Consider the following 14,012-nt stretch of genomic DNA (forward strand, 5'->3'; position numbering starts at 1 on the left):
CATCGTCTGCCATCCCTCCACTCCGTTGAACGATTTTCTCTCCATCGAAAAGGTATCCAAACACTTCGGCCCGCTGAAGGCGGTGGACGAGGTGACATTGCAGATCAGCCAGGGGGAGATTTTTTCTCTACTGGGGCCGAGTGGTTGCGGCAAGACGACGCTGCTGAAGATGCTGGCGGGTTTCGAGAAGCCGGATGAGGGGCGGCTCATACTGAACGGTGAGGAAATGACGGCGCTGCCGCCGGAGCGGAGGCCGGTGAATACGGTGTTTCAAAACTATGCTCTGTTTCCGCATTTGAGCGTGTGGGAGAACATCGCCTTTGGCCTGCGCATCGCAGGGAAGGCGAAGGGGGAAATCAAGGAAGCGGTGGAACGGATGCTGGGGCTGATTCAACTGGGTGATCATGCGCGTAAACGCCCTGCACAACTGAGCGGCGGACAGCGGCAGCGGGTGGCGATCGCCCGGGCGCTGGTGAATGAGCCGAAGGTGCTGCTGCTGGATGAGCCTCTGGCGGCACTGGATCTGAAGCTGCGGCAGCATATGCTGGCGGAGCTGCAGTCCATCCATGCGCAGGTGGGGACTACCTTTATCTATGTGACTCATGACCAGGGGGAGGCGCTGAGCCTGAGCCATCGCATCGCGGTGATGGAGGCGGGACGAGTCTCGCAAGTGGACAGTCCGCGCGGACTTTATGAGGCACCGACGACGAGCTTTGTGGCCGGGTTCATCGGCGATGCAAACTTTTTGGAAGCGACGGTGGAGGAGCCTCAATCCGGCGGGTTTGTACGGGTGAAGATGGAGGGGATGGACAGTCCGCTGGTGGTGGGTCAGGCGGGCCTCCGCGTGGGCGACCGCGTGCGGGTGATGATACGGCCGGAAAAGCTGCACCTGACTCTGGAGCGGCCTTTGAGCCATCAACGCGTGAACATTGCGAAGACGCGGATCGAGGAGGTCACTTACTTTGGCCCGCATATGAAGCTGCAGACGCGCAGCGGCGGGCAGAGACTGCACATCCAGCAATCCACCCGCGAGGCTCTGCTGACGGTGGGAACGGAGGCGTGGATGAGCTTTGCGCCGGAGGCGGGGAGGGTGGTGGATTGAGGGGGAGCGAGGGGTTCGTGTGTCGCGCTGCGACACCGTTTGAATTTCGAGGTGCTGCGGGATCTTTCCGGCCTTGAAAGGCCGGGCTAATGGACGGCTGCCGCGCTGCGGAAAAGAGGTTTGTCGTCCAGTCTTCAGCAGATGATGATTCGATTTTTTGCTCACCAGGAAGTTCCAGTATGCATTGTCTAGTGCTTGCATGCTTGGGCTTGAGAATTAAGGTGCCTCAATGAATCCACCTCCAGAAGCTGAGTCTCCTGAAGATATTCTCGCCGAAGTTATCCGGCGCGATGAGGAGATGGAGAATGCGCTCGTGAAGCCGCTCACCTTGGATGAATTTTGGGCAACAGTGGCGAAGGGCGGAGATTGAAATTGGCACGCAAAGCTACTAAGACGCAAAGAAAAGAATGACTCCTGCTGGTTTGCGTCTTGCGGATTTGCGTGATGTTTTCCGATCTATAAACTAAACCCCTTTCAATGAAATCCCGCCGTGAACTTTTGCTGACGCTGCCTTCACTGGGCTGGCTGGGGGTGTTTTTTGCGCTGCCTTGTGTGCTCATCGTAGCACTGGCGTTTCGGGAGAGTGATCTGCGTGGCGGGGTGGGTGAGGGATGGACTTTGGCAACGGTGCGGCTGCTGGTGGAGGGGGACTATCTGGCGGTGGTGTGGAGCACGCTGTGGATGAGCATGGTGACGACGGTGCTCTGCATGGCGCTGGCGCTGCCGGTGTGCTGGGCACTGGCAAGGATGAGCGCGGGGTGGCGGCAGGGGGTGCTGCTGCTGGTGGTGGTGCCTTTCCTAACCAACTTTATCATTCGCATCTTTGCCTGGAGGTCGCTGTTGCACCCGGAAGGGGTCATCAAACAGGGGCTCGTATGGCTGGGGCTGGCCACGGATGATACGATGCTGCTGAACAATGCGGGGGCGGTGCTGCTGGTGATGGTGTATACCCAGCTGCCCTTTGCCATCCTGCCGCTCTACGCGGCGGCGGAGAAATTCGACTTCAGCCTGGTGGATGCGGCGAGGGATCTGGGAGCAACGAAGTGGCAGGCTTTTCGGAAGGTTTTTATACCGGGGATCTGGCGGGGCTTGATCTCGGCGGTCGTGATCGTTTTTGTCTGCTCGCTGGGGCAGTATGTGATTCCGAAATTCGTCGGTGGCACGGGCAATGAGATGATCGGCAACAAGATCGAGCAACGGGCTTTCAGCGACCGTAATCTGCCGCTGGCGAGTGCGCTGTCTGGAGCGCTGCTGCTGGTGGTGCTGGTGCCGACTTTGCTGCTGGGGCGCAGGCGTGAGTGAGGAAGTGGGAGCGGACTTTTAGACAGGATTGACAAGATTTTCAGGATTTACAGGATGGGGATTGGCTGGGAGTGTGGAGGGCATCCAACCCACCTGCCCATGCGCCTGCGTATTTCCTTTTTTCTATCCCTTCTTTTGACCACCTGCAGCCTAGCGGCTGAGATACCGGAGGCGCTGCCGCTTTGGGAAAAAGGCGCGCCGGGATCCGAGGCGCGAAAGGATGAGGCGGAGCAAACGGAGGGCAAGAATGTGGTGAATGTGCACAATCCTTCGATCACGCCTTTCATCCCGACGAAGGATGCGACGGGGGTAGCGGTGATCATTGCACCGGGCGGGGGACATTCGAAGCTGTGCCTGGGGCATGAGGGGTATGCGCTGGCGGAGTGGTTTCAGCAGCGCGGTATCGCAGCCTTCGTTTTGAAATACCGGTTAGCCCGTGAGAAGGACAGCACCTATACGATCCAGGATCATGCCATGGCGGATATGCGCCGGGCTATCCGAACCGTTCGGGCAGGGGCAAAGGAATGGGGCATCAACCCGGAGCGCATTGGCGTGATGGGATTTTCCGCTGGTGGGGAGCTGGCAGCGTTTGCGGCGATGAAGAATGATGCGGGACAGGCGGATGCGGCAGATGTGATCGAGAGGGCGAGCAGCCGGCCGGACTTTCAGGCGCTGATTTATCCGGGTACCTCCGGCCTTTTTTCGGCAGAAAAGGGCATGCCGCCGCTGTTCATTGCCTGCGGCTATGGCGACCGGCCGGACATCGCGGAAGGTATGGCCACGCTTTATTTGAAGTATAAGGCCGCCGGGGTGAAGGCGGAACTGCACATCTATAGCAATGCAGGCCATGGCTTTGGGTATAAGCCGGACACGAACACGGCTGCGGGGCGCTGGCCGGAGAGGTTCACCGAGTGGCTGACGAATAGCGGGCTGATGAAGTAGCTTGACCGATTATTGGCAAATTGGTTAGAACGCTCCTGCTGCGGTCGTCTATGTCCGCAGCAAAGATGAACACTGATTTCCAAATTCCTTTATCGAGACGCCGATTCATTGGCGGGACGGGTGTGGGGTTGTCAAGTGTGGCGTTTTCGCAGCTGCTGGGATCGGAAAGCCTGGAGGTACAGCGCTCGCACTTTCCGGCGAAGGCCAAGCGGGTCATCTGGCTCTTCATGCATGGGGGGCCGAGCCATGTGGATCTGCTGGACCCGAAACCGGAGCTGATCCGCCATGCAGGCAAGCCGTTACCGGAAAGCTTTGGCCCGGTGGAGACTCGGAGAAAGGTGGCGCAGAATCCTCTACTGGGGCCAGTGAAGCCATTTCGTGCGCACGGGCAGAGCGGCATCGAGATCAGCGATTTCCTTCCTCATATGGCGGAGCTGGCGGATGAGATGTGCGTGATCCGAAGCTGCCATGGAGACAGCGTGAACCATCCGCAATCTGTCTACCAGATGAACACAGGATCCATCCTGATGGGCAAGCCGAGCCTGGGGAGCTGGGTGGCGTATGGGCTAGGATCGGACAATCAAAACATGCCCTCTTTTGTGGTGTTGCCGGATCCCGGCGGCGGACTGAAGGGCGGCCCCCCGGCGTGGGGCAATGGATTCCTGCCGGCCACGTATCAGGGCACGACCATGAGGCCGGGTGAAAACCCGATCCTGCACCTGAATCCGGCCCATGACCGCAGTCCGGAGCGGCAGCGGGCGACGCTGGATCTGGTGAACCGGTTCAATGCGCTGCATCAGGCGGAGCGCGGGGCTGATACGCATCTGGATGCCCGTATCCGCGCTTATGAGCTGGCTTTTAGAATGCAGACAGCCGCACCGGATGCGGTGGATCTGTCAGAGGAATCGGAAGCGACGAAAAACCTCTACGGACTGGACGATCCGGTCACGAAGGAGTTCGGCACGCGCTGCCTGCTGGCGCGGCGCATGATCGAACGCGGGGTGCGTTTTGTACAGCTTTACTCCGGTGATACGAATGGCTGGGATGCACATGAGGATGTGCTGAAAAACCACACCGAATACTGTGCCCGAACAGACAAACCGGTGGCGGGTCTGATCCGCGATCTTAAACAACGCGGGCTGCTGGAAGATACATTGGTCATCTGGGGCGGTGAGTTTGGACGCATGCCGATGAGCGAGAAAGGCGTGGGTCGCGATCACAATCCCTGGGGTTACTCCACGGTCTTTTTTGGTGCCGGAGTAAAGACCGGGCATGTGCATGGGGCCACGGACGACATCGGCCTGCGAGCGGTGGAGGACAAGGTGCATGTGCATGATCTGCATGCGACTATTCTGCATCTTCTGGGGATGGATCATGAGAGCCTGACCTTTCGCCACAACGGTCGCGACGAGCGGTTAACGGATGTAGCCGGCCATGTGGTGAAAGGAATTCTCGCCTGACCGTGATGAAGACTCTGTGGTTACTACTGCTGCTGGTTCTGGCGATGTCGCCAGCCCATGGGCGTGCCATTCGCGCTTCCGCTGATCCGGTGAAAGATGAACCCCCCATCACGGCCAAGGAAAGAGAACACTGGGCCTTCCAGCCGCTGCCTGCCGAGTGCGGTGAATCGTCCTCTGGCAAACTGGATGCGCTGATCCAGCTGCGGCTGGCCGCGGTAGGGATGAAACAATCCCCACAAGCGGATGCGGCCACTTTGATTCGGCGGATTACCTTTGATCTGATCGGCCTGCCACCTTCACCGGAGGAAAGCGTCGCGTTTGAAAAGGCATTCAAAGAAAGGCCAAGCGCAGCGGTGGAATCTATGGTGGACAGGCTGCTGGCAAGCCCGCTGTATGGTGAGCACTGGGCGCAGTGGTGGCTGGACATCGCCCGCTTCGCCGAGACGGACGGTTTTGAGCATGACCGGGAACGCAACCGCGCCTGGCAATACCGGGATTGGGTGATCACAGCCCTGAACAAGGACCAGCCGTTCGATGACTTCGTACAGCAGCAGATCGCCGGAGACCTGTTGCCAGAGGGAGAGGAGGTGGCCACAGGCTTTCTGTTTTCCGGCCCGGATATGCCGGACCTAAACAACCAGGATGAACGGCGTCATGTGGTGCTGAACGAGATCACCAGCACGGTGGGATCCGCCCTCCTTGGCCTAACCATTGGTTGTGCACAGTGTCATGACCATGCTTACGATCCGATAAGCCAGGCGGACTTTTACCGGCTGCGTGCCTTTTTCAATAAAGCGGTCGTGCCTAAGAGTGACCGCCAACTCGGCCCGTCGGTACGTGAATATACGGAAGGGGTTCCGGCCAGCATGGTGTACGTGAGGGGAGACTTCAGGCGGCCAGGATCTGAAATTCAGCCGGGGTTTCCACGGATCGGAGGCGGTCTGAATGAAAACACAGAAGACCGCACAGGTCTGGCACGATGGATCACGCGCGAGGACAATGTTCTTTTCCTGCGGACGACGGTGAACCGGATCTGGCAGCAGCATTTTGGCCGTCCGCTGGCGCCCACTCCAGGGGACCTGGGGCTGCAAAGCGAAGACCCCGCGAATCCGGAGCTGCTAAGCTGGCTGGCAGGCCAGCTGCCACGCCAGGGGTGGAGCTTAAAAAGGCTGCACAAACTTATCCTGATGTCCGAGACGTATCAGCAGGCCACCCAACCGCCCGCCATGGATGAGGCGGCGGTGAATCTGTATGCGGCGATGCCGCGACGTCGGCTCAGTGGTGAGATGCTGCGCGATGCAATGCTGAGTGTCACCGGACAGATCAACCTGAAAGCGGGCGGGCCCGGGGTGCATCTACCGCTGCCCAAAGAAGTGAGCGGCACGCTGCTGAAAAAGCAGTCTTCCAAGACGGACGATCCCGCCGAGCAACGCCGGCGCAGCATTTATGTCTTTGCGCGCCGCAATGCCCGCCAGCCTATCTTTGAGCTGTTTGACCGCCCGGACGCGCTGGCGAGCTGCTCGCTCCGGCAGCAGTCCACCACAGCCCCTCAGGCGCTGCTGCTGATGAATTCGGAATTCAGCCAGGAGATGGCCGACGCCCTGGCACGTCAGGCTCTTGAAAAACATTCATCGGATACTGGAGCGGTCATCTCCTGGGTAATTGAGAGGTGTTTTTCGCGGCGGCCTTCTTCCCAAGAGGTGCAGTTGGGTCAGGTATTCATCCAAGAACAGACGGTACTGACGGGGAGTTTTGCAGAGGCAGTGGCGGATTATTGTCTGGCGGTGTTGAATGCGAATGAGTTCGTCTATATAGACTGATCCATGACACAACCCGTATCGCAACGTGGAGCCTTGCTGGCTAAAATCGGAGCCCTCTTGCAGGTGGCGCAGCTCATCGGGCTTGCGGCCACTTTGGCGACAATGAATGCGGCGGCGGGGAATTTTAATATTCAGCCGACTGCCACCGATGCCACGGTGGCCGAAGTGGCCAAGGCCAGCACGGTGATGAGCAATGCCACGCATTATCTTTTCTTCGGCACCGGCATCGCGGTCATCGGCATGATCATGGTGATCGTGGCAGCGACAGTTTACCGGTACCGGGCGAACTGGTTCTTCTGGTTCCTCTGCGTCTATGGAGGTGCCATGACGATCTCCTACATGTTTCCCTTCGGCCTGTTCTTTCTGATTTATGCGCTGACGAAAAGGAAAGAATTCGATCTGGATCCAGGCCCGCAACCTGGGACGCTGGTGAGGTGAGGTGCCACGAGGCGGAACCAGGGCATTACTTCTTCTTTTTCTTCTTTTTTGGTGAGCCCTTGCCTCCAGCCCCTTTGATCTGCGGCTTGGCCTCGGGATGGGTGGCGAGGATGGCGGCGAGTTCTTTCACCACTTCGGGACGTTCTGAGGCGAGGTTTTTGGTTTCGAGAGGGTCTTCCTGGTAGTCGTAGAGTTCGGTGGCATCGGGTGCCTCAGAACTGCCTGCTTTTTTCCATTCGACGAATCGGTAGCGGTCGGTGCGGATAGCACGGCCTAACAAATCATTGCGCGGATAGACGTGGATGACGCTATCGCGGGCTTTTTGAGTGGGGTCTTTGACGACGGAGGCGAAGCTTTTTCCTTCCAGTGCCTGCGGGGCTGAAAGGCCCGCCAGATCACTCAGGGTGGGGTAGATATCAACGGTCTCGATGAGGGCGGAGGTCTTTACCGCTGTGGGTGCGCCGGGGGCGCATACGATGACAGGGATGCGGGCGGCCTGCTCATAATTTGTATGTTTGCACCACATGCCGTGGTCGCCCAAGTGCCAGCCGTGGTCCCCCCAAAAGACGATGATGGTATTTTCGGTTAGACCATTGGCATCCAGGGCATCCAGGACCAGGCCTAACTGTGCATCCATGTAGCTGGTGGCGGCATAATAACCGTGGATGAGGCGGCGGGTCATCGTGCCATCAATAGGCCCCTGGGTAGGCATATCGCTGTATTGGCGAAGCTCTCCGCCCTGTTGACCGGCGTATGCTGGTGCTCCCGCCGGTGCTTCCGTGACCTGAGGCATGGGCAGCTTGGCCGGGTCATAGAGGTCCCAGTATTTTTTGGGAGAGACAAAAGGGAGGTGCGGGCGAATGAAACCAACGGCGAGAAAGAAGGGTTGCTCGGGTTTTTGAGCGGCAGCCTGGAGACGCTTCACGGCCTCAAGGGCGACCTGTCCGTCACCGTAGGTGTCATCAGATGTCTCAGCGGATTCAGTGGCCCAGCCACGATCACTGCCCGTGCGGGAGGGACGGGTGACTTCGGTGCTTTCGTTGTTCACATAGGTCTTGGCCTTGGGTTTCCAAGGGGGCACGGACCAGGAGGCGGCATCCTCCGTATTGCCGTGACCGACATGCAGGATCTTGCCCAGACCTTCGGTTTTATAACCCTGGGCCATGAAATGTTGGGTCATCGTGATGGCATCTGGGGCAGCTTTGCGGAAGTTGGTGGACAGTTCATAAATGCCCAGGGTCTGTGGACGCAGGCTGGTCATCAATGCATTGCGTGAGGGCGAACAGACGGCCTGATTGCAGAAGGCTTTTTCAAAAAGCACTCCTCGTTTGGCCAAGCGGTCAATGTTAGGCGTCTTTGCCACAGGATCGCCAAAACAGCCGATGGTGGGTTTGAGATCATCCACACAGATCATGAGGACATTGGGCTTGGCGGCATGGGCAGTGGCAGCCGCCAGGATGAGTAGAAAGGTCAGTCGAAGATGCATGTGGCCGATGGGAACGACCGCATTGCTTTCTGTCTTGCAGCCGCATCCCTTTTGCCGCTATGCTGAGTCCCAGCAGCCGCAAGGCTGATTCCTCCCTGCATTATGAACGCACACCCTGCGGATGCCGCCCCGCTGCCGCCCGAGCCCACGCGCTGGTCTGGATGGGTGTTTCGATTCAAGGCGAGCTGTTTTCAAATGCGTCGCCTCATTCAGGATACGACTCATCCGGTCACCAAACACCCTCAGGGTAACCAATTGTGGGAAACCCCAGTCACCGCCGACTGGTCTTCCGACCTCTGGCGCGGCGGGGAGTCTCCACGCGAACGGAAGCTACAACTCGGCAAGGTTCAAAATCTGCGCATCGCCGCCCAGGCGCTCAATGGAGTGGAAATCCCGGCAGGAGCCACGTGGAGCTTTTGGAAACATCTGGGCCGCACGACGAAGGCCAAAGGCTATAGCACCGGACGTGAACTGAGAGAAGGATGCCTGATCCCGCAAATCGGCGGCGGGCTATGCCAGCTTTCAGGTGCCATCTACAATGCGGCACTGGAAGCGGGTCTGGAAATCGTGGAGCGCCATGCGCATTCCAACTCCTCCGTGGGATCGCTGGCCCGCATTGGACGGGATGCGACGATTTTTTGGAACTATGTGGACCTGCGCCTGCGGCATGAAGCGGCCTGGAGACTGGAGGTGCATGTGAGCCAGGATAAGCTCCACGTATGCATTCGCTCCAATCATCATATCGAAAGGCCCGTCCAGGTGATGGAGACACCAGGAGACTCCAGGCCACCCAATGCCTGTGCCACTTGTGGCCTGGCCTCATGCCATCGCAGTTCGCCCCTTGAAAATGCCCAGCAGGAGGTGGACCGGACCGCCGTGCTGGTGGATGCGTGGTGGCCGGAGTGGGATGCATTTCTAAAAAGCGAAAAGGGCTCGAATCGCGATTTGTTTTTACCGCTGGATGGCAAACGCTGGAAAAAGGCCAGTTACCAATGGGACACTGCATTGCATGCCAAAGCCTTCAGCTTCCCCTCGCTGACGCTTATGCGATCCTGGGCCACACGGCGTCTGCGCAATGAAGGAGCAAGACGCCAGCGGGCCTTGCTACACTGGGATGAACGGCTGGCCGCAGCCTATGGACAGGCTTTGAAGGCGCATCATTCTCACCTCATCGTCTCACAGACTCTGCTTCCCTATCTTTGGAAGAAGGGTTGGTTAGGCGGACGAACTTTTGACGTGATGATGTGTCGCCTTCCCATGCTAACACTTCATGAGCGGCTGGATGAGGCTGCTAGATTGCATCCCGAATCTGGAACCTGTGCGGATTTTCGTGCTGAACAGGAGTTGGTTCAAAATGAGACGGCAGCTCTGGCAGCGGCCACGCGCTGGATCACGCCTCACACTGAGATTGCCAAACTGGCGGGTTGCAAAGCTCATTTGATTCCGTGGTCACTGCCTGAGAGTTCAAAGGCTCACACAGCATCGGGCCTGAACAAAAACGTGGTCTTTCCTGCATCCACACTCTGCCGAAAAGGTGCCTATGAACTTCGTAAAGCCCTGCACGGACTGCCGGTGAAACTGGAACTTCGCGGAGGGGTCTTGGAAGGAGCAGACTTTTGGGACGGCATCCATCTGACCACATCGGGAGATGGATGGCTGGAGCAGGCAGACATCATTGTGCTGCCTGCGTTTGTGGAGAACTGCCCACGCGTTTTATTGAAGGCCGTCGCCGCAGGCAAACCGGTGATCGCCACGGAAGCATGCGGGATCGAAGGCTTACCTGGAGTGACCATCATCCAGGCAGGAGATGCGCAGGGCCTGAGACTGGCCCTGATCAAACAGTTGAGCGCCAGTGGGAATTCTGCAAGATGGAAGGAATCCGGTCAGCCATCACTTCGTGACGGATAACCGGATCACCTGCTTCATGAGAGGCGAGATCAGCCCAGCCGCAAATCCAAGGTGAAGGGGAACTCCGGCACGGTGGGAATGGTGATGGGTTCAATCTTCCCAGGCGTATGGCCGGTGGCGAAGAAACGGGAGCGACGGCGGCTCTCGGCTTCGTACCCGTTCACAGGGAAGGTATCAAAACTGCGGCCACCGGGATGAGTGACGTGATAATTGCCACCGCCCAGGCTGCGATTGTTCCAGGTATCCACGATGTCGAAAATCAACGGAGCGTGGATGCCAATCGTCGGCTGTAGGGCATTTGGCGGCTGCCAGGCACGGTAACGTACTCCGGCGACGAATTCACCATTCACACCGGATGGGTGCAGCGGTACATTGCGACCATTGCAGGTGATGGCGTAGCGGTTGTTCACCAGACCGGAGGTCTTGAGCTGAACGCGCTCCAAGCTGCTATCCACATACCGGGCAGTGCCGCCTGCGGTGGCTTCTTCGCCGAGCACATGCCATGGCTCCAGAGCAGTCCGGATCTCCAGATTCACACCCCGTTGGGTGATCTCACCAATGCGTGGGAATTTGAACTCGAAGTGCGGTTCAAACCAATCAGGCGTGAGGCCGTAACCGGCGGACTTAAAGTCATCCATCACGTCCTTGAAATCATCCCACACGAAATGAGGAAGAAGGAAACGATCATGCAGCTCCGTGCCCCAGCGGACGAGTTTTTGCTCATACGGCTCTTTCCAGAAACGGGCAATGGCGGCACGCATGAGTAGCTGCTGAGCCAAGCTCATCTCAGGATGAGGAGGCATTTCAAAAGAACGCAACTCCACCAGACCGAGACGGCCTGTGCTGCTGCCGGGATCAAACATTTTATCAATGCAGAACTCGGTACGGTGGGTGTTTCCAGTGACGTCTGCGAGCAGGTTGCGGAAAATGCGATCCACCAGCCAGGGGGTGGTGTGACCATGCATGGCCGTATTGCGGTCAAGCTCCTTGAAGGCCAGCTCCATTTCATAGAGGGCATCATTGCGGGCCTCATCCACACGGGGGTGCTGGCTGGTCGGCCCGATGAAGAGGCCGCTGAACAGGTAACTGAGAGACGGATGATTATGCCAGTAGCCTAACAATGATTTCAACAAATCAGGGCGGCGTAGGAAGGGGGAATCCTTCGGCGTCTCGCCACCGAGCACAATGTGGTTTCCACCACCGGTGCCTGTATGGCGGCCGTCCACCATGAATTTTTCTGTACCTAGGCGGGTTTGGCGGGCTTCGTCGTAAATGATCTGTGTGTTATCCACCAGTTCATTCCAAGTCTTCACGGGATGAGTGTTCACCTCAATGACGCCCGGGTCAGGGGTGACCTTGAGCACTTGCAAACGTGGATCGTAAGGCGGTGGAGTGCCCTCAATAATGAGCGGCATTTTTAACGTGGTGGCCACGTCTTCCACAGCTGCGACGAGGTCCAGGTAATCTTCCACCTCCTCCACGGGCGGCATGAACACGTGAAGACGGCCTTCGCGTGCCTCCACACAAAGGGCGGTGCGAATGATCCAGGGAGCGGATTCATTCGGCTGTGGATAGCGTTCCGCAGGATTGTCTTCGATCTGCTCCTGCGTGAGTGGCTCCAGCTTGCGGCGCTCCGGTTTCCCCTGGCCAGCATAGGCAGCTTCGCCATAACTGGCGGGGACGCTTGTGAGGCCAGCCAGCGCATCACCAAGACCAGCGAGAAATTGCTGACGGCTCTCTGGACGCGGCGGCAGTTCCGGCCAGTCCTTGGACGGATCCGCAGGATAAATCCATGGAAAATCTCCAGCACTGACCCAAGGGATGGAATCCAGCGGCAGACGCAGGCCCATGGGGGAATCCCCCGGGATGAGGAACATGGTGTCATCACGCACATACCACGGCCCGCTCTGCCACTTGAGCTGGTCCCCGGAAATGCTGCGCTGAAGGGGCAGGGCGTATCCGACCACCTTGTCCATGCCTTCCTCAAAGATACGAGCCAGGCGCTTGCGCTCTAATTCATCCTTAAGGTTAGACTTCAGCGGATCTACGTTCACGGGCATGCGCTTCTCTTTCCAGAGATAATAAAACGCGTCCTCGTAGCCGGGCTTCAGCCACTTTGGATTCACCCCAAGAGCCTTGGCCAGGGCGACTCCAAAAAGCTGCGCCACTTTTTCATCATGCCCGTAGCTCTTTGATTCATCGGCAATGAGCGTATCATCTGCCCAGACGGGCACTCCGTCCTTACGCCAGTAACAGCCTAACGACCAGCGTGGCAAAGGCTCCCCAGGATACCATTTGCCCATGCCGTAATGCAACAGGCCACCCGGGCCGAAGCGGTTACGCAGACGCTTGACGAGCTGGCCGGACAGAAGCCGTTTCGTTGGCCCCACGGCGGCGGTATTCCATTCATCGCCTTCCATGTCATCAATGCTGACAAAGGTGGGCTCGCCACCCATCGTCAGACGGACATCACCTTCCACCAGTTCATCATCAATCTGATAACCGAGTGCCTCGATGTCCTTCCACTGTTCAGGCGTGTAAGGTTTGGTGACGCGCGCTGATTCAAAGATGCGCGTCACGGACATTTCGTGATCGAATTCGACCTCGCACTTGTCAATGGCTCCGGTCACGGGAGCCGCACTGGTGGGGTCAGGCGTGGCAGCGAGAGGGATGTGGCCTTCACCGGCGAACAGACCGGAGGTGGGGTCCAGACCAACCCAGCCTGCGCCGGGGAGGTAAACTTCACACCAAGCATGGAGATCGGTAAAATCCACCTCGGTACCGCTAGGGCCATCGAGTGATTTCACATCGGCCTTGAGCTGGATGAGGTAACCGCTGACAAACCGCGCGGCCATGCCCAGATGGCGGAAGATTTGCACCATCAACCAGGCGCTGTCGCGGCAGGAGCCGCAGCCCAGTTCCAGGGTCTCTTCAGGTGTCTGAACACCCGGCTCCAGACGAATGTTGTAGCTGATGTCCTTCCAGAGCATCTGGTTCAGCATGACCAGGAAGTCATTGGTGCGCATCTGCTCCTTGCCGGAGGTCATCTGCTGCCGAACTCCGCGTAAATATCCGCCGATGAGAGGCGTGAGAGGCAGCTTGCGGTGATAAGGCTCCAGTTCATGAGCCAGGACCGGATCATACCGGAAAGGCACTTTTTCAGCCTCGGGCTCCAAAAAGAAATCGAAGGGGTTATAAACCGCCATGTCCGCCACAAGGTCCACCTCCACACACAGCTCTGTGGCCTTTTCAGGGAAAACGAGACGGGCCAGGTAGTTGCTCTGCGGATCCTGCTGCCAGTTAATGAAGTGCGTATCAGGCTTGATCTTTAACGAATACGCCAGGATGGGCGTGCGGCAGTGAGGGGCAGGTCGCAAACGCACGATGTGCGGCGAGAGGTTCACCGGGCGATCAAACTTATACCGCGTGACGTGACGGAGGGCGACGTGAATGGACATGTTGGGTTGGCTGTCTCTAGCTGCTAAAGCATAGCGCGTGCCAGCGACGAAGTTGAAACCTTTAATCCAAGTGGCTGTCTTTTTAAATCTAAAAAA

10 protein-coding genes are annotated in these 14,012 nt (G+C 58.1%); 8 read left to right on the forward strand and 2 right to left on the reverse strand.

What is annotated here, in order from left to right:
• Window positions 1-25 precede the first annotated feature (25 nt).
• The 7 genes from EI77_RS02895 to EI77_RS02920 all read left to right on the forward strand — a co-directional run bounded on the left by EI77_RS02895 (window position 26) and on the right by EI77_RS02920 (window position 7,064).
• Complete coding sequence (locus tag EI77_RS02895; RefSeq protein WP_208300250.1) at window positions 26-1,102, forward strand: ABC transporter ATP-binding protein; 1,077 nt, start codon at window positions 26-28, stop codon at window positions 1,100-1,102.
• Between the two features lie 229 nt (window positions 1,103-1,331).
• Window positions 1,332-1,472 carry a hypothetical protein gene (locus tag EI77_RS23230; protein ID WP_166646997.1) on the forward strand — a complete coding sequence of 47 codons (141 nt, stop codon included), beginning with the start codon at window positions 1,332-1,334 and terminating at the stop codon, window positions 1,470-1,472.
• A gap of 107 nt (window positions 1,473-1,579) precedes the next feature.
• Window positions 1,580-2,404: an ABC transporter permease gene (locus EI77_RS02900; RefSeq protein ID WP_133793246.1), complete on the forward strand. Its 825-nt coding sequence runs from the start codon at window positions 1,580-1,582 to the stop codon at window positions 2,402-2,404.
• A 99-nt stretch (window positions 2,405-2,503) separates the two neighbouring features.
• Window positions 2,504-3,346: an alpha/beta hydrolase gene (locus EI77_RS02905; RefSeq protein WP_133793247.1), complete on the forward strand. Its 843-nt coding sequence runs from the start codon at window positions 2,504-2,506 to the stop codon at window positions 3,344-3,346.
• A 50-nt stretch (window positions 3,347-3,396) separates the two neighbouring features.
• A complete protein-coding gene (locus EI77_RS02910; RefSeq protein WP_133793248.1) occupies window positions 3,397-4,806 on the forward strand; it encodes a DUF1501 domain-containing protein in 1,410 nt (469 codons plus the stop codon).
• A 5-nt stretch (window positions 4,807-4,811) separates the two neighbouring features.
• Window positions 4,812-6,626, forward strand: a complete 1,815-nt coding sequence (locus tag EI77_RS02915; protein WP_133793858.1) for a DUF1549 and DUF1553 domain-containing protein — start codon at window positions 4,812-4,814, stop codon at window positions 6,624-6,626.
• A 3-nt stretch (window positions 6,627-6,629) separates the two neighbouring features.
• Complete coding sequence (locus tag EI77_RS02920) at window positions 6,630-7,064, forward strand: hypothetical protein (protein ID WP_133793249.1); 435 nt, start codon at window positions 6,630-6,632, stop codon at window positions 7,062-7,064.
• 25 nt (window positions 7,065-7,089) lie between these two features.
• Here EI77_RS02920 and EI77_RS02925 read toward each other — a convergent pair whose 3' ends face one another.
• Complete coding sequence (locus EI77_RS02925) at window positions 7,090-8,550, reverse strand: sulfatase (RefSeq protein ID WP_133793250.1); 1,461 nt, start codon at window positions 8,548-8,550, stop codon at window positions 7,090-7,092.
• 102 nt (window positions 8,551-8,652) lie between these two features.
• Between EI77_RS02925 and EI77_RS02930 the strand changes: the two genes are divergently transcribed.
• Window positions 8,653-10,458: a VanW family protein gene (locus EI77_RS02930; RefSeq protein ID WP_133793251.1), complete on the forward strand. Its 1,806-nt coding sequence runs from the start codon at window positions 8,653-8,655 to the stop codon at window positions 10,456-10,458.
• Window positions 10,459-10,487: 29 nt separating this feature from the next.
• On the opposite strand, the gene EI77_RS02935 is transcribed toward EI77_RS02930, so the two are convergent.
• Window positions 10,488-13,916, reverse strand: coding sequence for a transglutaminase family protein (locus tag EI77_RS02935; RefSeq protein WP_133793252.1), 3,429 nt, complete (start codon window positions 13,914-13,916; stop codon window positions 10,488-10,490).
• Window positions 13,917-14,012 lie beyond the last annotated feature (96 nt).

It is taken from the genome of Prosthecobacter fusiformis, assembly GCF_004364345.1.
In the GTDB taxonomy this organism is placed as follows: domain Bacteria; phylum Verrucomicrobiota; class Verrucomicrobiia; order Verrucomicrobiales; family Verrucomicrobiaceae; genus Prosthecobacter; species Prosthecobacter fusiformis.

Coding starts and splice junctions, on each gene's coding strand:
- EI77_RS23230 (WP_166646997.1), top strand. CDS start 1,332: ATGAATCCACCTCCAGAAGCTGAGTCTCCTGAAGATATTCTCGCCGAA.
- EI77_RS02900 (WP_133793246.1), top strand. CDS start 1,580: ATGAAATCCCGCCGTGAACTTTTGCTGACGCTGCCTTCACTGGGCTGG.
- EI77_RS02905 (WP_133793247.1), top strand. CDS start 2,504: ATGCGCCTGCGTATTTCCTTTTTTCTATCCCTTCTTTTGACCACCTGC.
- EI77_RS02910 (WP_133793248.1), top strand. CDS start 3,397: ATGTCCGCAGCAAAGATGAACACTGATTTCCAAATTCCTTTATCGAGA.
- EI77_RS02915 (WP_133793858.1), top strand. CDS start 4,812: ATGAAGACTCTGTGGTTACTACTGCTGCTGGTTCTGGCGATGTCGCCA.
- EI77_RS02920 (WP_133793249.1), top strand. CDS start 6,630: ATGACACAACCCGTATCGCAACGTGGAGCCTTGCTGGCTAAAATCGGA.
- EI77_RS02925 (WP_133793250.1), bottom strand. CDS start 8,550: ATGCATCTTCGACTGACCTTTCTACTCATCCTGGCGGCTGCCACTGCC.
- EI77_RS02930 (WP_133793251.1), top strand. CDS start 8,653: ATGAACGCACACCCTGCGGATGCCGCCCCGCTGCCGCCCGAGCCCACG.
- EI77_RS02935 (WP_133793252.1), bottom strand. CDS start 13,916: ATGTCCATTCACGTCGCCCTCCGTCACGTCACGCGGTATAAGTTTGAT.